The sequence below is a fragment of the Caballeronia sp. M23-90 genome (assembly GCF_053574605.1).
Genome location: NZ_JBSIPA010000057.1, coordinates 1 through 22,514 on the forward strand (window position 1 = coordinate 1; position 22,514 = coordinate 22,514).

Sequence of the window (22,514 nt, forward strand, 5' to 3'; positions counted from 1 at the left end):
TCAGCAGCCACGCGATCAGCCGCCCGCACAGGCCGCCGCCGACGACGGCAAAGTCGGGCTGGGCAGACACGAACGGATTGGACCGCATAACAGTATTCACGATGACGATGCCTCCTCAGCAAACGCTGCAGAACGGACAGGCGCGCACGAAGCACAAGGAAGTCGATGTCGGGAGAAATGCCCGTTTCGAGCCCTGACTGAACGCGCGGCGCATCAAACATGTTCAGGGACGAAACCACGGCGAGAATGCAGCCGGCGCGCACGAAATGCGGATTGCGGGCCAGCCAGAACTGGAAGAAACAGAAAACCCCATGCGGGTTTCCGGAAACTTCCCTCGCCGGTATTACCCGGATCGGGTGCAAAGGGACTCTCTCAGCCTCGCCGCGCGTTTCTCCACTTTTTCAAACCCGGAGACGCGTGCCGAAGCACCCCTGTTTCGTCAACAATCATTAAAACATAAAAACGAAACGACCCGCAAACAAGCGGCTCTCATACTAGCGACCCGAACAGGGAAAAAGCCTGCCTTTCTTCCCTTTCGTTGGAGCCCGGCCCACTCTGGCACAATGCCGCGAACGCCGATGCATGTTGCAATTGCACGGATACAGCGAGAATTAAGGAGCAGTTAAGGCGCGCCCGAAACAATGCTCCGGCGCGCGCCGCCTTTGCTGATTGCGTACGATCCCAGGCCACCGCCAAGTTACAAACCTGCCGCCGAGCCGGCACGTCCTCAGGAAGCTCATGACCATCACACCTCCAGGCAACACAGAACAAAACGCCGACAAAGTGTCGGCGTGGAGTCTCATCAAGCCTTATTGGGTATCGGAAGAACGCGGCATTGCGTGGCTTTTGCTGGTTGCGATCATCGCGATCAACATGACGGTCGTGTACATCAACGTTCGCCTGAACAAGTGGAACGGGGACTTCTACAACGCGCTGCAGACCAAGAACGTCCACGACTTTCCGCACCTGCTGATGATCTTCACCGGTCTTGCGTTTGCGTACATCCTGCTCGCGGTATACGGCCGGTATTTGCGGCAGATGCTCGGCTTCCGGTGGCGTCAATGGCTGACACATCGCTACCTCGAACAATGGCTCGGCGACAAAGCCTTCTACCGCATAGAACGCGATCGTCTCGCCGATAACCCCGACCAGCGGATCAGCGACGACCTCCAGTCGTTTGCCACGACGACGCTGGCGTTATCGCTGGATTTGCTGTCCACGCTCGTGACGCTCGCCACGTTCATCACCATCCTGTGGTCGCTCGCCGGCGCGTTGAGTTTCTCCGTGTTCGGCACGGCCGTCACCATTCCGGGCTACATGGTCTGGGCCGCTGCGGGATATGCCGTCATCGGGTCGCTCCTGATGCAACGCTTCGGCCATCCGTTGGTATCGATCAATTACCAGGCGCAGAAAGTGGAAGCAAACTTCCGCTTCGGCCTCATCCGCATTCGCGAAAACGCCGAGCAGATCGCGTTCTACGATGGCGTCGCGACCGAGACCACGACCGCCAAGGGCATCTTCCAGACGATCCGCCAGAACTACTGGCAGATCATGAAATACACCAAGCGGCTCACCTTCGTACTGGCGTTTTATAGCCAGGTGGCGAACATCTTCCCGATCATGGTCGCCGCGCCCCGCTACTTCGCCGGGTTTTATTCGCTCGGCGTGCTGATGCAGATCAGTTCGGCGTTCGGCACGGTCAGCGACTCGTTTTCGTGGTTCATCAATAGTTACTCGACCTTGGTCGAATGGCGCGCGACCGTGAACCGGCTGCGCGAGTTCAAGCGCGTGATGCGCTCCACGCACATCAAGGAAGCGATTTCGCCGGCAACCGTGCATGGCGGCATCAACCTGCATTACGCGAGCACGGATGCGCTGATAACGAAGGGATTGAAACTGGCCTTGCCCAATGGCAAGCCGCTCGCCAGCGTCGCCGATGTCACCGTCAAGCCGGGTTCGCGATGGCTCGTGCAGGGTCCATCGGGTTCAGGCAAGAGCACGTTGATGCGCGCGCTGGCCGGCTTGTGGCCGTTCGGCGATGGCACCATCGATGCGCCCGTCGATGCAAAGCTGATGTTCATCCCGCAGCAAAGCTACTTGCCGATCGGCACGTTGAAGGCGGCGCTGAGCTATCCGTCGGAGGCGTCCATTTTCTCCGATGACGCCTGCCGCGAAGCGCTGCGCGTCTGCAATCTGGCTGCATACGGCACGCGGCTGGAAGAGTCCGGTCATTGGGCGAAGATGATGTCGCCGGGCGAACAGCAACGGCTTGCTGCGGCTCGAGTGCTGCTGCACAAGCCGGACTTCATCTTCCTCGACGAAGCGACCAGCGCCCTCGATGCCGAGAACGAGATGCTGATCTATACGGCCTTCATCGACGCCTTGCCGAACGCCGCGATTGTCAGCGTCGCGCATCGGGAATCGGTCTCCGGGTTCCATGAAAACCGGATCGATATCGAGCGCGCGGCGGTGGAAAGTATCCCGGCGTAGCGCACCGGTTATTGCGTGTTTAGAAAAGCGGGCGCTTGTTGACCCGCTTTTCGCATTTTTGGACGCCGTAGAATGTCTCGCCGCCCTTGCAGAAGCGGGCATTGAACAGGAGACGGGATGCGAGCGTTCGAGTGGTTCACCGAGTTGACGACGCGCGAGCGCCGCACGCTTTACGCCGGGTTCGGCGGCTATGCAGTCGATGCCTTCGACTTCATGATCTACTCGTTTCTCATTCCCACGCTGATCGCCACGTGGGGCATGACCAAGAGCGAAGCCGGGATGATCGCGACGAGTTCGCTGATTTCATCGGCGATTGGTGGATGGCTCGCCGGCATTCTCTCCGACCGATACGGCCGCGTGCGTGTGCTGCAGTGGACCATCGGCTGTTTTGCGTTCTTCACGTTTCTATCCGGCTTCACCCATTCGTTCGGGCAGTTGCTTGTCACGCGTACGCTGCAAGGCGTGGGCTTTGGCGGCGAATGGTCGGTCGTGACCGTGATGATGGCCGAGACGATCCGCTCGCCGCAGCATCGCGCGAAAGCGGTCGGGACCGTGCAGAGCAGCTGGTCGTTCGGATGGGGCGCGGCCGCCATTCTCTACTGGGCGTTTTTCGCGTTGCTGCCGGAGGATACCGCGTGGCGTGCGTGCTTCTGGATCGGTATCGTGCCGGCGTTGTGGATACTTTATATTCGCCGCAATGTCAGCGATCCCGATATCTTCCTGGCGACGCGTCGCGCCCGCGATGCTGGCACCGAAACGGCCACGTTCTCCGATATTTTCAAAGGCCCTTATCTCAAGACAACGATACTCGGCAGCGCGTTATGCACCGGCATGCTCGGCGGTTATTACGCGATCACCACGTGGCTGCCCACCTACCTGAAGACCGAACGGCATTTGTCCGTGTTCAACACGAGCGGTTATCTCGTGGTGCTGATCGTCGGCTCGTTTCTTGGCTATGTGTTCGGCGCGATTCTTTGCGACAGGATCGGACGGCGTGCGTCGTTCGTGCTGTTTGCCATCGGCTCATTTTTGCTCGGCATGATCTACACGATGATCCCCATCACCGATCACGCCATGTTGCTGCTTGGCTTTCCGCTCGGCATTGTCGTGCAGGGGATTTTCGCGGGCGTGGGGGCGTATTTATCAGAGTTGTATCCGAATGCGATTCGCGGATCGGGACAGGGATTTTGCTACAACCTCGGACGCGGGCTTGGATCGTTCTTTCCGATTCTTGTCGGGGTGTTTTCGCAAAGCATGTCGCTCGTCAAGGCAATAGGCGTGGTCGCGGGGACAGGGTATTTGCTGGTGATCGTCGCGGCCTTGTTGTTGCCGGAGACAAAGGGGAAGGCGCTGAGTTGAGGCCGCCTTTTTTTCTTTTTGCGCGGCCTCGTTCGGCTTGGCTGCTTAATCCACCTCGAAGATCTCGCGTCCGTTCGTCGGCTGCACCGGGCGTTGATTTCCATTATAGAAATGATGCATGGCATCGAGTTGCTGCTTTGTGATCGTCATCGGTTCCTTGAACTCGATCCACGTCACACCTTCCGTGCAAGGCGGCGTTGTGAGTGATCCACTGTAGGTGTAATAACCCTTGTTTTTAGGTAGCAAGTCGAGTGGATTTACCGTCACGGCAGTCACTTTCATCTCAGCACCCGCCTCGTTTGGGACGCGATCGAGCATCGCCTGGATGACAGGGTTCGCGCGCTCGCCGAGCTTGAATTGCACGGCTAATACGAGCAGCTTGCCATCGGCGGAACTGTGCACAAGGTGAGCGTCCATCACGCTTTCCTTGCCAGCGAAACGCTCTTCGCCTGGCGAGTGGAAGTGGAATTGAACGAGTTGATAGGCGTGATCGCCGAGGGTGATGCTGTCAGTGCCGGGCGTTGCGTTGAACTGAACCGCGTGGCCGGTATTGACGATATCGATGGGAAGCGACGCGTAGTTGATCTTGAGGCGCGGCATGTCGGCGGGCGCCTTTTTCGCGCCTTCGATGTTGATCGGCGATTCAGCGCGGCCGCTTTCGCATGCGTGGAAGGCTTCGCTCAAAGCGCCCCAGTGCGCGGGGCCGTGGTTGCCGGTATAGGTCCAGCCGTGGTTTGTTTCTGCCGCGGATGTCGTTAGTGAAACGAAGGCGGTAATTAGGATTGCGCCGCTGGACTTCCACTTGATCTTGGTCATGCCGTACCCCCGGAAATGTGAGGGCGTTAGCATGCGCCTGGGTTAGAGCGGGGGATATCGGAGAAGTCGTAATAGCGGGTTGTGGAAATGGAAACGGTGCCGACCGCCAATAAAAAAACCGGGCTCACCCTCGAGCCCGGTTTCAACAAACCGCAACGATAAACCAAACCTTTATCGCGGCAATTCGCTAGACCCCATCAAAAATGCATCGACCGAACGTGCGCACTGCCGGCCTTCGCGGATCGCCCACACGACCAGCGACTGGCCACGGCGCATGTCGCCGGCGGTGAAGACCTTCGGCACCGACGTGAAGTACGCCTTCTCGCCTTCGGTCAAAGCCTTCACGTTTCCACGCGCGTCTTTATCGACGCCAAACGCTTCAAGAACCGGCGACGTAGGCTGCGTAAAGCCCATTGCGAGCAGCACCAGGTCGGCCTTCATTTCGAACTCCGATCCCGCCACTTCCTGCATCTTCCCGTCCTTCCATTCCACGCGCACGGCAATCAGCTTCTCGACCTTGCCGTTCTTGCCTTCGAAGCGCTTTGTCGCCACGGACCAATCGCGCTCGCAACCCTCATCATGCGACGACGACGTACGCAACTTGATCGGCCAGTACGGCCAGACGAGCGGCTTGTTCTCGACTTCAGGCGGCTGCGAAAGCAACTCGAACTGCGTCACGCTCTTCGCGCCATGCCGGTTCGATGTCCCTACGCAATCCGAACCCGTATCGCCGCCGCCGATCACCACGACATGCTTGCCCTTGGCAATCAACTGATCGGCAACCGTATCGCCCGCGTTGACCTTGTTCTGCAGCGGCAGGAATTCCATCGCGTAATGGATGCCCTGCATTTCGCGACCCGGCACCGGCAGGTCGCGCGGCGTTTCGGAACCGCCGGCAATGACGACGGCATCGAATTGTTCGCGCAGTTCGTCGGGCGTGATGGTTTCACGCGCCGTGTTCGCAATATGCCCCGGCAACGGATCCTTGCCGATAAACACATTCGTCCGGAACGCCACGCCTTCGGCTTCCATCTGGCGCATGCGGCGATCGATGAGCCATTTCTCCAGCTTGAAATCAGGAATGCCATAACGCAGCAATCCGCCAATGCGATCGTTCTTCTCGAACACCGTCACCTCGTGACCGGCGCGCGCAAGTTGCTGCGCAGCGGCCAATCCCGCAGGACCCGATCCAACCACGGCCACCTTCTTGCCGGTCTTGTGCTTCGACGGCAAAGGTGCAACCCAGCCTTCGGTCCAGGCTTTATCGATGATCGCGTGTTCGATCGACTTGATGCCGACGGCATCGTCATTGATACCGAGCGTGCACGCCGACTCGCACGGCGCCGGGCAAATGCGGCCCGTGAACTCGGGAAAGTTGTTCGTGGAATGCAGCACTTCAATGGCCGACTTCCAGTCCTGACGGAATACCAGATCGTTGAAATCCGGAATGATGTTGTTCACCGGACAGCCGTTGTTGCAGAACGGAATGCCGCAATCCATGCAGCGCGCGCTCTGGATCTTCGCGTTCTCGTCCGACAGTGCGTGAACAAATTCCTTGTAATGCTTGACGCGGGCGAGCGGCGCTTCATACGTCTCATGCTGGCGCTCGAACTCGAGAAAACCGGTTGCCTTGCCCATATGGTTCTCTTTCTCTGTATTGGGGGTTGATCCACCCCTCGGCGTCTGGCGCCGAAGGGCCGTACTAAGGATTAAGAAAGCTCAGGCGGCGATCGCGTCTTTCGCTTTCTTCGCGCCCAGCTCGCCGAGCGCCCGCTTGTATTCCGTCGGGAAGACCTTCACGAACTGACGGCGCGACGCATCCCAGTTCTCCAGCAAAGCCTTCGCGCGCGGCGAACCGGTGGTCTGGAAGTGCCGCTCGATCAGCCCCTTGAGCAACGCTTCGTCGGTCTGGCCGGTGTGCCACAAAGCGCGGTCGACCGTACGCTCCTGTTCGGCTTGCTGCAGGACCGGATCGAGCGCGACCATCGCCTTGTTGGCCTTGCCGCCGAACGTGCCGTCCGGATCGAAGACAAACGCCACGCCGCCCGACATGCCCGCGGCGAAGTTGCGCCCCGTTTCTCCGAGCACGACAACCGTGCCGCCAGTCATGTATTCGCAACCGTGATCGCCCGTGCCTTCGACAACCGCCGTCGCGCCCGAGTTACGCACGGCGAAACGCTCGCCCGCGACGCCGCGGAAATACGCTTCACCTTCAATCGCGCCGTACAGGACCGTGTTGCCGCAGATGATGTTTTCTTCCGACTTGCCACGGAAATCGTTCGTCGGGCGAATGATGATGCGGCCGCCCGACAAACCCTTGCCGACGTAGTCGTTGCCATCGCCGACGAGATCCAGCGTGATGCCCTTCGCCAGGAACGCGCCGAAACTTTGCCCAGCCGTACCCTTCAACTGGATATGGATGGAGTCATCGGCGAGACCGTCATGGCCGTGCTTGCGCGCAACGAGCCCCGACAACATTGCGCCGACCGTGCGGTTCACGTTACGTACCGGCTGGATGAACGAGACGTGCTCGCCCTTCTCGATCGCGGCCCGCGACTTCTCGATCAACACGTGATCCAGCGCCTTCTCAAGACCGTGGTCCTGCGTCTCGACGTGCTTCGTCGCGATGCTGCCGTCGTTCGGTACTTGATAGAACACCTTCGAGAAGTCCAGACCCTTCGCCTTCCAGTGCTCGACGCCCTTCTTCGTATCGAGTAATTCGGCGTGACCGATCAGGTCATCGAACTTGCGGATGCCCAGTTGCGCCATGATTTCCCGCACTTCTTCCGCGATGAAAAAGAAGAAGTTCACGACGTGTTCCGGCTGTCCCGTGAACTTGGCGCGCAGCACCGGATCTTGCGTTGCAACACCGACCGGGCACGTGTTCAGGTGACACTTGCGCATCATGATGCAACCCTGCACGACGAGCGGCGCGGTCGCGAAACCGAATTCATCGGCGCCGAGCAGCGCACCGATCACCACGTCGCGGCCGGTTTTCATCTGACCGTCGGCCTGCACGCGGATACGCCCGCGCAGACGATTGAGCACGAGCGTCTGCTGCGTTTCAGCCAGACCCAGTTCCCACGGCGTGCCCGCATGCTTGAGCGATGACAACGGCGAAGCGCCCGTGCCGCCATCGTGGCCTGCGATCACGACGTGATCCGCCTTTGCCTTTGCAACGCCGGCGGCGACGGTTCCAACGCCCACTTCCGACACGAGCTTCACCGACACGCTCGACGACGAGTTTACGTTCTTCAGATCGTGAATGAGCTGCGCCAGGTCTTCGATGGAATAAATATCGTGGTGCGGCGGCGGCGAGATCAGGCCCACGCCCGGCACCGAATAGCGCAACTTGCCGATGTAATCGCTGACCTTGTGGCCCGGCAGTTGTCCGCCTTCGCCCGGCTTCGCGCCCTGCGCCATCTTGATCTGGATCTGATCAGCCGACGACAGATACTCGGCCGTCACGCCGAAACGTCCCGACGCCACCTGCTTGATCTTGGAGCGCAGCGAATCGCCATCCTTCAGCGGGATGTCGGTGACGACTTCGTCGCCGATGACCGAGCGCATGGTGTCGCCGTTCTTGATCGGAATGCCGCGCAGTTCGTTGCGATACCGGTTTGCATCTTCGCCGCCTTCACCCGTGTTCGACTTCCCGCCGATACGGTTCATGGCCACGGCCAGCGTCGCGTGCGCCTCCGTGCTGATGGAACCCAGCGACATCGCGCCCGTCGCAAAACGCTTGACGATTTCCTTCGCCGGTTCCACTTCATCGAGCGGAATCGCCTTGGTGGGATCGACCTTGAACTCGAACAGGCCACGGAACGTCATGTGACGCTTCGTCTGGTCGTTGATCAGGTGCGCATATTCCTTGTACGTCTGGTACGAATTGCTGCGCGTGGAATGCTGCAGCTTGGCGATGGCATCCGGCGTCCACATGTGCTCTTCACCGCGCACGCGATACGCATATTCACCGCCGGCATCGAGCATGGTCGCGAGGACCGGGTTCTCGCCAAACGCCTCACGATGCAAACGGATCGCTTCCTCGGCCACTTCGAAGATGCTGATACCGCCAACCTTCGATGCCGTGCCCTTGAAGTACTTCTCGACCAGATCGCTCGACAAACCGACGGCTTCGAAAATCTGCGCGCCCGTGTACGACATGTACGTGGAGATGCCCATCTTCGACATGACCTTGTACAAGCCCTTGCCCACGGCCTTCGTGTAGTTGTAGATGGCTTTGTCGGCGGAAAGATCGCCTTTCAGGCCTTCCGCCATTTGCGCGAGCGTTTCAAGCGCCAGGTACGGATGCACGGCTTCCGCGCCGTATGCAGCCAGCAACGCAAAGTGATGCGTCTCGCGCGCCGATCCCGTTTCCACGACCAGGCCCGTGCTCGTGCGCAGGCCATGCTGCACGAGATGCGTATGAATGGCGGACGTGGCGAGCAGCGCCGGAATGGCGAGATTGTCGCGATCCATCTTGCGATCCGACACGATCAACATGTTGTAGCCGGACTTCACTGCATCCACGGCTTCCGCGCACAGCGAGGCGAGGCGTGCTTCAACGCCTTCGTTGCCCCACACGACCGGATAGCAGATGCTCAGTTCGTACGAGCTGAACTTGCCGCCGGTGTATTTGTCGATGGCGCGAATCTTCGCGATGTCCTTGAAGTCGAGCACGGGCTGCGAGACTTCGAGACGCATCGTGGGGTTGATGTTGGTGGTGTCGAGCAAGTTCGGCTTCGGGCCGACGAACGAAACCAGCGACATCACCATGTTCTCGCGGATCGGGTCGATCGGCGGGTTTGTCACTTGCGCGAACAACTGCTTGAAGTAGTGATACAGCGTCTTGTTCTTGTTGGACATGACCGCGAGCGGCGAGTCGTTGCCCATGGAACCGACGGCTTCTTCGCCCAGTTGCGCCATGGGGGCCATCAGGAACTTGACGTCTTCCTGCGTGTAGCCGAACGCCTGCTGACGATCCAGCAAAGCCGCGGCTTCGCGACGTTGGGTATCGACTTCTTCCGCCTTAGGTTCGATCTCGTCGAGCTTGATGCGCACAGCGTCGATCCAGCTCTTGTACGGCTTGCCGTTCGCGAGGTTGTCCTTGAGTTCCTTGTCGTCGATGATCCGGCCTTGCTCCATGTCGATCAGGAACATCTTGCCCGGCTGCAGACGCCACTTCTTCACGATCTTCGATTCCGGCACAGGCAGCACGCCCGCTTCCGATGCCAGGATGACGAGGTCGTCGTCCGTGATCACGTAGCGCGCCGGACGCAGGCCGTTACGGTCGAGCGTGGCGCCGATCTGGCGGCCATCGGTGAACGCGATTGCGGCGGGGCCGTCCCACGGCTCCATCATGGCCGCGTGATATTCGTAGAACGCACGACGGTTGTCGTCCATCAGCGTGTGCTGTTCCCAGGCTTCGGGAATCATCATCATCATGGCGTGGACGAGCGGGTAACCCGCCATCACGAGCAATTCGAGGCAGTTATCGAACGATGCCGTGTCCGACTGGCCCGGGTAGATCAGCGGCCAGAGTTTCGGCAGGTCGTCGCCCAGCACGTAGCTGGCGATCGCGCCAGTACGCGCGTTCAGCCAGTTGACGTTGCCCTTCACGGTGTTGATTTCACCGTTGTGCGCAATCATGCGGTACGGGTGCGCGAGTTCCCACGCAGGGAATGTGTTCGTGGAGAAACGCTGGTGCACGAGCGCAAGCGCCGACACCGTGCGGTCGTCCTGCAGGTCGCGGTAATACACGCCGACCTGGCCGGCCAGCAACAGGCCCTTGTAGACGATGGTGCGCGCTGACATCGACGGCACGAAGTATTCCTTGCCGTGCTTCAGCTTGAGCGCCTGGATGCGGTGGCTGGCGGTCTTGCGGATCACGTACAGCTTCCGCTCGAGCGCGTCGGTCACGACAATGTCCTTGCCGCGGCCGATGAAGATCTGCCGGATCAGCGGTTCGCTTGCTTTCACGGTCGGCGAAATTGGCATCGTGGCGTCGACGGGGACATCACGCCAGCCGAGCACGATCTGGCCTTCCGCCTTCACCGTGCGTTCGAGCTCCTGCTCGCACGCCAGACGCGATGCGTGTTCTTTCGGCAAAAAGATCATGCCGACGCCGTACTCGCCTTCCGGCGGCAACGTCACGCCCTGCTTCGCCATTTCCTCACGATAAAACCCGTCGGGGATCTGGATCAGGATGCCCGCGCCGTCGCCCATCAGCTTGTCGGCGCCAACAGCGCCCCGATGGTCGAGGTTTTCAAGGATCTTCAGACCCTGCTGGATGATTTCGTGGCGCTTCTTGCCTTTGATATGCGCAACGAAGCCAACGCCACACGAGTCGTGTTCGTTCTCAGGGTCGTACATGCCCTGAGCGGCGGGAGCGGAACCGAGAGTCGGCGGCAATTGATCGTTCATGGGTCACCGTGTTCTGTGGGGGGCCGCAAGCGGCCGTTGAACATGTTTTATGCGTTGCTCGTGCCATGGTCAGGCCAAGACCTGGAACCTGACGATCGACACAAAGCCGGTCGTACAACGGACGCAATGCGTCCCGAACCGCCGGAAAACGAAATATACGCGATCAATCAAACAGTTGGCAATGAAAACACTATGATCTGGCACCTATTATCGAGTTGGTGCATGAAAACTTGATTTAATTGGTGTCATATCAAATTCGATGAAAATAAAACGGCATGCCGATTTTTGTCGTCATGCCGTTGGTTCATTCTTCAGTTCTTGCTCAAACGTCCGTTATTGCGTCTGTGGTGTTTCGCGAATCTTGCGGGGCCGGCCACGGGGCAGCGGCGAGACGCGCCGGTTGGCTGCGCGCGCCGCCCATTCGCGGTAAGAATCGCTGCCGAGCACCCAGCCCTTGAGTGTCGCTTGAAGGAGACGGTTGGCTTCGCGTTCATCGAGCGGTTGCTCGCACAGCTCAAGATAAGCGCGCTGGCGCTCGAACGGAGTGTTGCCGAGCTTCCAGAAAAGCGCATGGTCGGTGATCAGGCTGTCGAGCGTCAGCCCGATGTGATGCCGGTAGCTCGACCACTTATAGTCTTGCGGCGTGCCCGCGAGACCCGCCTGCACCGGCGCCATCTCGACCACGCGGCTTGCGAGCAGGAAGTAGGTTTCACCTTCGATCACCGTTGCGCGGTAGCGGCCCTCCCATAGCGTGCCGCGACGGGCGTAGCGTCGGTTGAAGTGCGCGACGTAGCGCCTGCCGACCGCCTGCATCGCTTTGGGCAGACTTGCTTCGTCGCGGGGCGTGACGAGCAGGTGCACCGCGCCGGGCATGAGCGCGTAGGCGTGGATGGCGAGATTGTGGTCGCGGGAAGCCGTGCGCAGACATTCGATAAAAAGCTCGTAGTCCGGAGCATCGATGAAAGCGGGCTGCTGGTCGAGACCGCGCAAGATGACGTGCTGCGGCTGTTCGGGAACGTAGAGTCGTGCAAGCCGTGCCATTCTGGATTTTCCGTTGGTCGGGCGTTGATCGGTTTCGGGGAGTTCCGGCGGCGCTCCGGGGGTCCGTCTAAACGATATTCTGGGCCACCTTGAATTTTCTCGTTGAGATGCCGGCGATTCGCATCGACGAGGGAACTCAGGTGTACGAGACAGTTTTACGTATAGCGCTAACCCATTTGGAGCCGGCATTCCTCCTAGGGAAAACGCTTTGCGGTGAAACGTGGTTTGTTTCAATTGTTCTGTTCATAATTAGCGTGCTTTCTCGGAGGAGCACTCAATGAAAATAAAACAGGTAGTGACGGGGGTTGCAGCATTTACCTGCATCACGGGCGCAGCACATGCCCAGTCGGCAAATACTTTTTACTTCACCACAGGCTGGTTCCACTTTGCACCGCTCTCGAGCAGCGGTCCGCTCAAGGAGACCAGCGTGGGTGGATCGCCGGTTGGTATCGAGGTGCCCAACACGGGCGCCAGCCTCTCGAATGGTGATACTGCAGGTTTCACTGCGGGCTACTTCGTCACCGACCATATCGCCGGCGAGTTCGTACTCGGCATTCCGCCCAAGTTCGATCTCAAGGGTGACAAGAGTTACTCCGGTTACGGCACGATCGGAACGGCCAAGCAATGGAGTCCGACGTTTCTTCTGAAGTATTACTTCATGCAACCACAGGCCAAACTGCGCCCGTACGTGGGGATTGGCGTAACGCGGGTGTGGTTCACCGACGCCAAGATCACGAACACGGGATTTGAAAGCAACGTGCTGCATGGTCCGACCGACGTATCCACGGATCGTTCCTGGGCTCCCGTGTTTAATGCAGGTCTCACTTATTCGTTTTCGGAACACTGGTTCGCTGGCTTCTCACTCTCCTTCGTGCCCTTGCATGCCACTGCCAAGCTGACCACGCAAGCCCAGACGCCCGTTGGACCGCTGACCGTCAAGACCGAGGCGAAGCTCAGGCTGAATCCGATCGTGACGTACTTGAACGTTGGATACCGGTTCTGACGCTCCGGGTTGAAGCCATAGCAAGCAATAGCAAGAAACAAGCGCCGTCGCGGGTGAAACGCGGCGGCGCTTTTGTATTCATCGGCTTGTAAAAATGACCCGGATATTGTGTCAACAGGCAGGTGCCAGCGCACTTTCTACCCTTTCGTCCTCTTTTCAATTGATCAGACGCCTTGCGCGGCAAGGCTTCAGCGCGCATTGTTGAACCCGACAAGTGAACCGGCATCCAACTTGCTCACCTCTAGCGTTTCCGCCAACTTAAGGTTGCGGCCCATCCACGATTCATCCATCGACGGAGCGATCCTATGAACGCCTTTCCCAATACGCGAGACGCCATCGGAGATTCATGGAACTCTACCAGCCGCCGTGCTCGCCGGATTTCACGGCACAGCAGCGACGCGGCGCAGGATATCGGCGGCGAACTTCGCACGCTGATTTCAGAGATTGAAGAAACGTTGTCAGAAGGGACATCGGCGGATGTCGCCGCATTGCGTACCCAGTTGAGCAAAAGCGTGGATTCGGCGCGCGCCCGCTTGAACGACACGCAAGACGCAGTACGCGCCCGCGCCAATGCAGCGCTGACCGATGCGGACACCTACATTCACGAAAAACCCTGGCAGACCATTGCCCTGGTCGGTGGCCTCGCGCTCGTCGCAGGCGTGCTGCTGGCTCGCGCGCGATAAGTTTCAGTGATGCGAAAAAAACGCGCGCCGGGAAATTCCCGGCGCGCGTTTTTATTTGTCGTCTGCTGACGGAATTATCCGAGGAAGTCCACGCCAATCACATCGATACGATCCGTACAGATCGCATCCACGCCCCACTGCGCGAGTTCGCGAGCGCGGGCCGGTTCATTGACCGTGTAGGCGAGAATCCGCAAGCCTGAGTCCTTGATCTCGCGGACCAGGGCCTCATTGAGCGTCGTGTGGTCCGCATGCAACGACACGCATGACAGCGCGGCGGTCTGCGCGCGCCAATCGGCGGGAATCTCCTCGTAGAGCATTCCGCGCGGCAAATCGGGCGCGGCTTCGGCGGCGGCCTTGAGTGCATCGTACGAAAACGATGACAACAGCGGCGCCGGCTCGGCATTGGCCCATAAGCGCGCCGCCTCTTGCGCGACCAGGACGCCGGTTTCCACGTCGCGCCCTTCGCACGGCTTGATTTCGATGTTCGCGGCAAGGCCGTGCGAGAAACAACGCTCGGCGACCTGCGCGAGCGTCGGCATGCGTGCGCCGGCGAAACGCGGATCGAACCACGTGCCGGCATCGAGCAGCTCGATTTCCTCATAGCGCATCGCTTTCGCGGGTCCGCGACCATTCGACGTCCGGTCCACCAGGTCGTCGTGCAGCAGGAACACGACGTTGTCAGCCGATAACTTCGCATCGAACTCGATCATTTTCAGGCCGAGCCGTGCGCCGGTATCGATTCCGTCCAGCGTGTTTTCCGGCGCGACCTTGCCGCCGCCGCGATGCGCGACGATGCGCGGATAAGGCCAGGTTTTCATCGTAATTCGTCCTTTTTCAGTTCACGCGCCGCCCGGTCTGCGGATCGAAGATATGCAGGCGATGCGCCGGCAGCGCCACTTCCAGCGCCTCGCCACGTGCCGGCCGATGCTCGTGCGGCAAACGCACCGCAACGTCGTGATCGCCCCAGCGGCCGTGAGCGAGGTTGTCGGCGCCAAGCAGCTCACAGGAATCCACGGTAAGCGACACATGCGCGCTCTGCTGCTCCGGCAGCATGTGTTCCGGCCGGATGCCCAGCGTCCACTCGCGGCCCTTCAGGTCCTGCGTCAGCGCATGCATGCCGGCGAGCGGGAGGCGCGGCCCATTGCCGGCGACATCGAAAGTCGAACCGTCATCCGACACGCGTCCTTGCATCAGATTCATGGCCGGCGAGCCGATAAAACTCGCCACGAAAACCGTCGCCGGGCGTTCATAGACTTCGGTCGGCGGCCCGATCTGTTCCGCGTAGCCGCGATTCATCACGATCACGCGCTCTGCGAGCGTCATGGCTTCGATCTGGTCGTGCGTGACGTACAGGCTCGTGGTCGAGAGCCGGGCGTGCAGCCGCTGAATCTCCAGCCGCATCTGCACGCGCAGTTTTGCGTCGAGATTGGAGAGCGGTTCATCGAACAGAAACACGGCCGGTTCGCGCACGATCGCGCGGCCCATCGCCACGCGTTGCCGCTGCCCGCCCGACAACTCGCGCGGTTTTCTCTGCAGCAGCGGTTCGAGCTCCAGGATCTTCGCCGCGTTCTGCACACGCCGGTCGATATCCGGCTTGCCCACGCCGCTGATCTTCAGCGCGTACGCCATGTTCTGCGCGACGCTCATGTGCGGATACAGCGCGTAGTTCTGGAACACCATCGCGATGTCCCGATCCTTCGGCTCGAGCTTGTTCACCACCTTCTCGCCGATGGAAATCGTCCCTTCGGACACGCTTTCGAGTCCCGCCACCATCCGCAGCAACGTGGATTTTCCGCAGCCCGACGGACCGACCATGACGACGAATTCGCCATCGGCCACTTGCACGTCGATGCCGTGCAAGACGAACTGCTTGCCATCGTAAGTTTTCTTGACGCCTTGAAGGCTTAGTGCAGCCATCGACCCGCCTTCATTTCAGTGCGCCCGCGACCGTCGCAAAATGCGCGACCGCGATGCCCGGTTCATAGAATTTGTGCAGCAACTCGCGCCATTTTTGATAATCGGCGGAATTGCGAAAGCCGTCCTGATGCGCCGCGACGGTTTCCCAGCGGACCAGCAAAACGTATTGAGAACCGTTGCCGGCGTCGGCGCCGCGCACAAGTTCATGCGAGAGGTATCCCGGCTGCGCCGAGATGATCTTCGCGGCTTGCGCGAACGCTGCTTCGAACGCAGCTTCCTCGCCGGCCTTGACCGGCAATTGAGCGACTTCAAGGATCATTGAGTGAGCTCCATTATTTTTCGGAATCGACAAGACCACGCACGAACCAGCGCTGCATGCTCAGCACGACAGCGAGCGGCGGCAACATGGCGAGCAACGTCGCGGTCATCACGAGATGCCACTCGGTGGCCGTGTCGCCCGAACCGATCATGCTCTTGATGCCGACGACCGCGGTTTGCATCGACTGGTCGCTGCTGATCAGGATGGGCCACAAGTACTGGTTCCAGCCGTAGATGAAGGTGATCACGAAGAGCGCGGCAATGTTGGTCTTCGAGAGCGGCAACACTACGTCCCAAAGGAAACGCAACGCGCCGGCGCCGTCGATGCGCGCCGCCTCCATGAGTTCATCGGGCAGCGTCATGAAGAACTGGCGGAACAAGAACGTCGCCGTCGCCGATGCAATCAGCGGCAGCGTCAACCCCGCGTACGTGTTGCTCATGTGCATCGATGAAACCACTTGCACCGTCGGAAAGATCCGTACTTCCACGGGAAGCATGAGCGTGATGAAGATGAGCCAGAACGCGAGGTTCTTGAACGGGAAACGGAAGAACACAATGGCATACGCGGACAGCATCGAAATGACGATCTTCCCGATGGAAATCACGAGCGCCATGACCAGGCTGTTCATCAGCATGCGGCCAAACGGACTTGCCGCGCTGCCGCTGCCATGCGTCCAGATGTGCGCGACGTTCTCGAACAAATGCGTACTTGGCACGAGCGACAGCGGCACGTTGAAGACTTCCGCTTCGCTCATGGTGGCCGCGCAAAACGCGATGTACACCGGAAACACGACCAGCACCACGCCCACGATCAGCACCGCGTGGCAAAAAAGGTCGAAACCGCGACGGTTTTCGATCATGAGTACTGCACCCGACGTTCAATGAAACGGAATTGCACGACGGTCAGCGCCACCACGATCACCATCAGCACGACGGACTGCGCGCCGGAACTGCCGATATCGAGGCCCTGGAAACCTTCGGCAAAGATCTTGTAGATGAGGGTCTTCGTAGACTGCGCGGGGCCGCCGCCGGTTGCCGCATCGATGACCGGGAAGGTATCGAAGAAGGCGTAGACCACGTTCACGGTCAACAGGAAGAAACTCGTTGGCGACAACAACGGCAACGCAATACCGAAGAAACGCCGGACGGGACCTGCGCCGTCGATAGCCGCCGCCTCGATCAGCGAGCGCGGAATGGCTTGCAGACCGGCGTAGAAGAACAGGAAGTTGTAGCTCACCTGTTTCCACACGGATGCCAGCACCACGAGGAACATGGCCTGCGAGCCATTCAACGCATGGTTCCAGACAATGCCGTATTTCGCGAGCGCATACGTCACCAGTCCAATACTCGGATTGAACAGGAACGACCACAACACGGCGGCAATGGCCGGCGCCACCGCGTACGGCCAGATCAGCAGCGTCTGATAAGTCTTGGCGCCGCGCGTCACGCGATCGGCGCATGCCGCAAGCAGCAGCGAAATGACGAGCCCCGATACGGTGACGAGCGTGCAAAAGATGATCGTCGTGTTGAACGACGACAGATACAGCGGATCCGTGAAGATCTGCTTGAAGTTCGCCAGTCCGACGAACTCGCTCGACGTCCCGAAAGCATCCTGCGTCTGCGTGGCCTGCCACAACGCTTCACCCGCCGGCCACAGGAAAAAGATCGCGGTGATCGCGAGTTGCGGCGCGACCAGCAGGTAAGGCAGCAGGCTTGTATTGAACCGCGATCGTTTTTCCATGGCGCGCTCTTAGCTTCCTGCCTTTTCGAATCGGCGCAGCAGATCGTCGCCGCGCGATACGGCTGAATCCAGTGCGTCCTTCGGCGTCTTCTTTTGCGCCCAGACTTGTTCGAGCTCTTCGTCGACGATCGTGCGGATCTGCGGCATGTTGCCAAGTCGCAAGCCTTTCGTGAACGGTAACGGCGGCTTGTTCAACATCTGCTTGATGGCGGTATCGGCGCCGGGATTCTTGTCATAGAAACCCTGCTTTTGCGTCAGCTCGTACGCGGCTGTCGTGACCGGCAGATAACCCGTGTCCTGATGCCATTTGGCCGCAACCGCCGGCGACGTCAGATACGCCAGGAACTTGGCGACGCCCTTGTACGTTGCCGCGTCCTTGCCCGACAGCACCCAGAGACTCGCCCCGCCGATGATCGCGTTTTGCGGTGCGCCCTTCACGCTTTCGTCGTACGGCATCATGCCTGTGCCGAAGCTGAACTTTGCGTACTTCTTGATGTTGGCAAGCGAGCCCGACGAGTTGGTCACGATGCCGCAATCGCCGCTGTAAAACTTCGATACCGCCTCGTCCTTCCGGCCAACGTAGGTGAACGTGCCGTCCTTGGCCATGTTCTGCAGGAACTGGATGTGTGCGATCTGCAGCGGCTTGTTGAATTCGAGCACGGCGTCGGTGCCGTCAAAACCATTGTTCTTCGATGCAAACGGCGCACCGTGCCACGCGCTGTAGTTTTCAAGCTGAATCCAGCTCTGCCAGCCCGACGAATAACCGCACATGCCGGCCGCTTTCAGCTTCTTCGAATCGGCTTCGAGTTCGCCCCATGTTTTCGGCGCATGCGTCGGATCTATGCCGGCCTTCTTGAACGCGTCCTTGTTGTAGTACAGCACGGGCGTGGAGCTGTTGAACGGCATCGAAATCAACTGGCCCGTCTTGGCGTCGCTGTAATAGCTGGCGATGGTCGGCACGAATGCTTTTTCGTCGAGCGGAACGCCGGCTTGCTTGAAGACATCGGACACGGGAATCACGGCTTTCTTGGCCTGGATCATCGTGGCCGTACCGACTTCGTAGACTTGCAGGATGGCCGGCGCGTTGCCGCTGCGATACGCCGCGATCCCGGCCGCCAGCGTCTGGTCGTAGCTGCCCTTGAAGACCGGCACGATCTTGTAGTCGCTTTGCGACTTGTTGAAGTCGTTCGCGATGTCGTTCACGCGTTCGCCGAGCGCGGATTCCATTGCATGCCAGAACTGGATTTCTGTTGCGGCCTGCGCCTGGCTTGCACCAAACGTCAAAGCGGCAGCGAGGGAAATGGCGCTGACCAGCAGCTTGCGACTACTCATGAGTTACGTCTCCTTGGACCCGGGTGAAGTGTGCGTGTCTTGCGCGTGAGGGAAGCTCGAAAACTCTCGAATGCGCGATTCTAGTTATCGTCGATGACGAACAGACGTCCGTATTCCTTCAGCGCGTACCGGTCCGTCATGCCCGCAATGTAATGCGCGATCAGCCGCGCCTGCGTTGTGTTCCCGGCGGCCGCGCCGCCGTGAGTATCGTTCGCCGATTCTTCGGTGACCAGCGCACGCGCCTGGTAATCGGGCGGCAACAGGCGCGGGTCGTCAATGAACGCCTTGAACAGGCCGCTCACCACGCGCTGCGCCTTGTTCGCCATGCGCATCACGCGGTAATGGCGATACAGGTTCTTGTAAAGGAAGCGCTTGAGTTCGGCAGCCTGTGCCGCGACGGCGGCCCCGTGCGTGACGAGGGCGGGTGCATTGCGAACGTCTTCGATGGATTGCGGATTGACGCGCGCCAGGTTCTCGCTCGTCGACTCGATCAGGTCCACGATCAGCGTGTTGATGATCCGCCGAATGGTCTCGTGAATCAGCCGGCGTCCTTCGATATCCGGATATTCAGCGCGCGCCGCTTCGTAATGCGTCTGCCAGAGCGCCACGTTCGAGAGCTGCTCGAGCGTGATCAGGCCGGAGCGCAGGCCGTCGTCGACATCGTGATTGTTGTACGCGATCTCGTCGGCGACATTCGCGATCTGCGCTTCTATCGACGGCTGTTTGCGCTTTAAAAAGCGTTCGCCCAGTTCGCCGAGCTTCAGCGCGTTTTCACGCGAACAATGCTTGAGAATGCCTTCGCGTGTTTCGAAGCACAGGTTCAAGCCATCGAATGCGCCATAGTGTTCTTCGAGTTCGTCTACCACCACGAGGCTTTGCAAGTTGTGTTCGAACCCACCGTGCTCGCGCATGCATTCGTTCAGCGCGTCCTGTCCTGCATGGCCGAACGGCGTATGGCCGAGATCGTGCGCGAGCGAAATGGCTTCCACCAGATCTTCGTTCACGCGTAGATTGCGCGCGACCGAACGCGCGATCTGCGCGACTTCGAGGCTGTGCGTGAGGCGTGTGCGAAACAGGTCGCCTTCGTGATTCACGAAAACCTGGGTCTTGTATTCGAGCCGTCGAAAAGCCGTCGAATGAACGATGCGATCGCGGTCGCGCTGGAATTCACTGCGTGCGACCGGCGCTTTTTCTTCGAAGCGGCGGCCGCGAGATTCGGCGGAATGCGCGGCGTACGGCGCGAGATGCGCCTCGAGTGCGAATGACGTCGGTGTGATGCTGGAAACCTGAAATGTCTTGTCGCTCACCGGCTGCTCCGAATCATCGTCATGTCCTGCCCGGCAATGGCCGCGCTTGAACGCAGCATCAACCGCGTCCGATCAGCGGCCATTGGCCCGAGTCGATCTCTTGCCCTTTCGTTCGTTGGTTCTTTGTTCTTCTTTAGCCGCGGTCAAGACTCGCGCGGCACTGGGGATGTCGCGGAGCGTGGCCGCTCAGATGCTGGCCGCGAGTGTCGCACGCACGGCGTCGTCCGGGGCGCCGGTGATCTCGGTTTCGCCGAAATGCTTGAGCAGGATGAACTTGATCTCGCCCGCCTCAGCTTTTTTATCGACTTTCATCAAGTCGATATATCGTTGCTCACCCAGCGCCGGGGCCTTCACCGGCAATTTGGCGTCTGCGATCACGCGAACCAGGCGCGCACGCGATTGTTCGTCCAGCCGGCCAAGCCGCACCGACAGATCCGCAGCCATCACCATGCCCGTACCGACCGCCTCGCCGTGCAGCCATTCGCCATAGCCGAGGCCAGCTTCGATCGCGTGGCCAAACGTATGGCCGAAGTTGAGAATCGCGCGCAGGCCGCCTTCGCGTTCGTCGGCGGCAACCACCGACGCCTTCACCTCACACGAGCGCTTGACCGCATGCGCGAGCGCGGTGGCGTCGCAGTCGTTAAGCGCAGGCGTGTTCGCCTCGATCCAGTCGAAGAATTCGCTGTCGGCGATCGCGCCCGTCTTGATCACTTCCGCGATACCGGCAGCAAGTTCGCGCGGCGGCAGCGTGCGCAACACGCCGATATCCGCGATCACCGCTTGCGGCTGATAAAACGCGCCGATCATGTTCTTGCCAAGCGGATGGTTGATGCCCGTCTTGCCGCCCACCGACGAATCCACCTGCGAAAGCAGCGTGGTCGGCACCTGGATGAACGGGATGCCGCGCATGTAGCTCGCCGCAGCAAACCCGGTCATGTCGCCGATCACCCCGCCGCCCAGCGCAATCAGCGTGGTCTTGCGGTCGGCGCGCCCGGTCAGGAGCGCGGTGAAAATCTGATTGAGCGTGTCGAGATTCTTGTGCGCCTCGCCATCCGGAAGAACGACGGTCGTGACTTTCTTGCCAAGCGGCGCGAGCGCGGCGCGCAGCGTGTCGCCATAAAGCGGATCAACGGTGGTGTTGGTGACGATGGCAACCGATGACCCCGCAATATGCGGCGCGTACAGTTCCGCTTGGCCAATCAGTCCTGCACCGATATGGATGGGGTAGGCGCGATCGCCCAGTTCAACGTTGACGGTAATCATGGCCGACATTATGACGTAGCCGGCTTGGCGATGCCGGCCATCTCCAGTTGCATCAACACCATGTTGACGAGGTTGTTCACCGTCGGCCGCCCCGTTTCCACGATGAAATGCGCGCACTCCTGATACAACGGATCGCGCGTCTTGTAGAGCGCTTCCAGCTTGCCGCGCGGGTCGTCGGTTTGCAGAAGCGGCCGGTTTTTATCGCGGCGGGTGCGCTGCCAAAGCTCGTGCGGCGTTGCACGCAGGTAGATCACCAGGCCGCGATTCTTCAGATGATCGCGATTTTCGGGGCGGAGAATCGCGCCGCCGCCCGTGGCGAGCACGATATTCTCGCGTCGTGACAGCTCATCGATCACGTCCGCCTCCCGCTGCCGGAAGCCTGCTTCGCCCTCGACTTCCCAGATCACGGGAATGCGCGCGCCCGTGCGCGCCTCGATTTCGAGGTCGGAATCGATGAACGAACGCTGCAAGCGGCGCGCGACCGCCCGCCCCACGGTGGTCTTGCCTGCTCCCATGAGTCCGACGAAAAATACGTTCGAGTTCGTTTGCCCGGCTTCCAACTCGCTTACCTTTGCATTGATTCCGGTCCCGATTCTGGTCCCGTTCGTGCGGGAGCTTAAAGGCAAAAGGGCCGCTTTGTCGAGCCGGAAAGCCTCGCCGAAGGCTTGCCACAGGCTTTCCGGCGACCTTCACAAGCGCGCCGGGACGATGTGCGGGGTGATAAAAATGACCAGTTCGCTGCGCGAATTCCGGCGCGCGGTGTGACGAAAAAGCCAGCCCAGTCCCGGGATTTTACCGAGCAACGGGACGCGGGTGACGTA

17 protein-coding genes, 1 pseudogene and 1 riboswitch are annotated in these 22,514 nt (G+C 60.0%); of the genes and pseudogenes, 4 read left to right on the top strand and 14 right to left on the bottom strand.

What is annotated here, in order from left to right:
- Positions 1-312: 312 nt before the first annotated feature.
- Positions 313-443, bottom strand: a riboswitch (TPP riboswitch).
- A 295-nt stretch (positions 444-738) separates the two neighbouring features.
- The gene (locus ACRXB1_RS08700) at positions 739-2,490 is read left to right on the top strand and encodes an ABC transporter ATP-binding protein/permease (RefSeq protein WP_062000452.1); all 1,752 of its coding nucleotides are present in this window, start codon (positions 739-741) and stop codon (positions 2,488-2,490) included.
- Between the two features lie 117 nt (positions 2,491-2,607).
- Complete coding sequence (locus ACRXB1_RS08705) at positions 2,608-3,849, top strand: MFS transporter (protein WP_375508420.1); 1,242 nt, start codon at positions 2,608-2,610, stop codon at positions 3,847-3,849.
- Positions 3,850-3,894: 45 nt separating this feature from the next.
- On the opposite strand, the gene ACRXB1_RS08710 is transcribed toward ACRXB1_RS08705, so the two are convergent.
- The 4 genes from ACRXB1_RS08710 to ACRXB1_RS08725 all read right to left on the bottom strand — a co-directional run bounded on the left by ACRXB1_RS08710 (position 3,895) and on the right by ACRXB1_RS08725 (position 12,129).
- A complete protein-coding gene (locus ACRXB1_RS08710) occupies positions 3,895-4,665 on the bottom strand; it encodes a carbonic anhydrase (protein WP_174365212.1) in 771 nt (256 codons plus the stop codon).
- Positions 4,666-4,836: 171 nt separating this feature from the next.
- Positions 4,837-6,303 (bottom strand): glutamate synthase subunit beta, encoded by a 1,467-nt coding sequence (locus tag ACRXB1_RS08715; protein WP_062000455.1) that lies wholly within the window; start codon positions 6,301-6,303, stop codon positions 4,837-4,839.
- An 81-nt stretch (positions 6,304-6,384) separates the two neighbouring features.
- Positions 6,385-11,088: a glutamate synthase-related protein gene (locus ACRXB1_RS08720; protein WP_062168120.1), complete on the bottom strand. Its 4,704-nt coding sequence runs from the start codon at positions 11,086-11,088 to the stop codon at positions 6,385-6,387.
- A gap of 333 nt (positions 11,089-11,421) precedes the next feature.
- Positions 11,422-12,129, bottom strand: a complete 708-nt coding sequence (locus tag ACRXB1_RS08725; protein ID WP_062000457.1) for a transposase — start codon at positions 12,127-12,129, stop codon at positions 11,422-11,424.
- 277 nt (positions 12,130-12,406) lie between these two features.
- Here ACRXB1_RS08725 and ACRXB1_RS08730 point away from each other — a divergent pair, with 277 nt between their 5' ends.
- Together ACRXB1_RS08730 and ACRXB1_RS08735 are read left to right on the top strand one after the other, a co-directional pair.
- Positions 12,407-13,132 carry an OmpW/AlkL family protein gene (locus ACRXB1_RS08730; RefSeq protein ID WP_062000458.1) on the top strand — a complete coding sequence of 242 codons (726 nt, stop codon included), beginning with the start codon at positions 12,407-12,409 and terminating at the stop codon, positions 13,130-13,132.
- 305 nt (positions 13,133-13,437) lie between these two features.
- On the top strand, positions 13,438-13,815 hold the full coding sequence (locus ACRXB1_RS08735; protein ID WP_062168121.1) for a DUF883 family protein: 378 nt from the start codon (positions 13,438-13,440) through the stop codon (positions 13,813-13,815).
- A gap of 74 nt (positions 13,816-13,889) precedes the next feature.
- Here the strand turns inward: ACRXB1_RS08735 and ugpQ are convergent, their stop codons facing one another.
- The 10 genes and pseudogenes from ugpQ to ACRXB1_RS08785 form a co-directional block, all read right to left on the bottom strand.
- The gene (gene ugpQ / locus ACRXB1_RS08740) at positions 13,890-14,633 is read right to left on the bottom strand and encodes a glycerophosphodiester phosphodiesterase (protein ID WP_449491779.1); all 744 of its coding nucleotides are present in this window, start codon (positions 14,631-14,633) and stop codon (positions 13,890-13,892) included.
- A gap of 16 nt (positions 14,634-14,649) precedes the next feature.
- On the bottom strand, positions 14,650-15,732 hold the full coding sequence (locus tag ACRXB1_RS08745; protein WP_075359283.1) for a sn-glycerol-3-phosphate import ATP-binding protein UgpC: 1,083 nt from the start codon (positions 15,730-15,732) through the stop codon (positions 14,650-14,652).
- Positions 15,733-15,742: 10 nt separating this feature from the next.
- Positions 15,743-16,051, bottom strand: coding sequence for an antibiotic biosynthesis monooxygenase family protein (locus tag ACRXB1_RS08750; RefSeq protein WP_062000462.1), 309 nt, complete (start codon positions 16,049-16,051; stop codon positions 15,743-15,745).
- 13 nt (positions 16,052-16,064) lie between these two features.
- Positions 16,065-16,910 (bottom strand): sn-glycerol-3-phosphate ABC transporter permease UgpE, encoded by an 846-nt coding sequence (ugpE, locus tag ACRXB1_RS08755; RefSeq protein WP_062000463.1) that lies wholly within the window; start codon positions 16,908-16,910, stop codon positions 16,065-16,067.
- Positions 16,907-17,791 carry a sn-glycerol-3-phosphate ABC transporter permease UgpA gene (gene ugpA, locus ACRXB1_RS08760; RefSeq protein WP_062000464.1) on the bottom strand — a complete coding sequence of 295 codons (885 nt, stop codon included), beginning with the start codon at positions 17,789-17,791 and terminating at the stop codon, positions 16,907-16,909. Before ugpA ends, ugpE begins: the two co-directional genes overlap by 4 nt.
- Before the next feature lie 9 nt (positions 17,792-17,800).
- On the bottom strand, positions 17,801-19,123 hold the full coding sequence (ugpB, locus tag ACRXB1_RS08765) for a sn-glycerol-3-phosphate ABC transporter substrate-binding protein UgpB (protein ID WP_086383291.1): 1,323 nt from the start codon (positions 19,121-19,123) through the stop codon (positions 17,801-17,803).
- Between the two features lie 80 nt (positions 19,124-19,203).
- A complete protein-coding gene (locus tag ACRXB1_RS08770) occupies positions 19,204-20,430 on the bottom strand; it encodes a deoxyguanosinetriphosphate triphosphohydrolase (protein WP_062000466.1) in 1,227 nt (408 codons plus the stop codon).
- 186 nt (positions 20,431-20,616) lie between these two features.
- A complete protein-coding gene (gene aroB, locus ACRXB1_RS08775) occupies positions 20,617-21,693 on the bottom strand; it encodes a 3-dehydroquinate synthase (protein WP_449491780.1) in 1,077 nt (358 codons plus the stop codon).
- 8 nt (positions 21,694-21,701) lie between these two features.
- Positions 21,702-22,208, bottom strand: coding sequence for a shikimate kinase (locus tag ACRXB1_RS08780; RefSeq protein WP_372237077.1), 507 nt, complete (start codon positions 22,206-22,208; stop codon positions 21,702-21,704).
- Positions 22,209-22,309: 101 nt separating this feature from the next.
- A pseudogene (locus ACRXB1_RS08785) lies at positions 22,310-22,514 on the bottom strand (type IV pilus secretin PilQ); the annotation flags it as partial.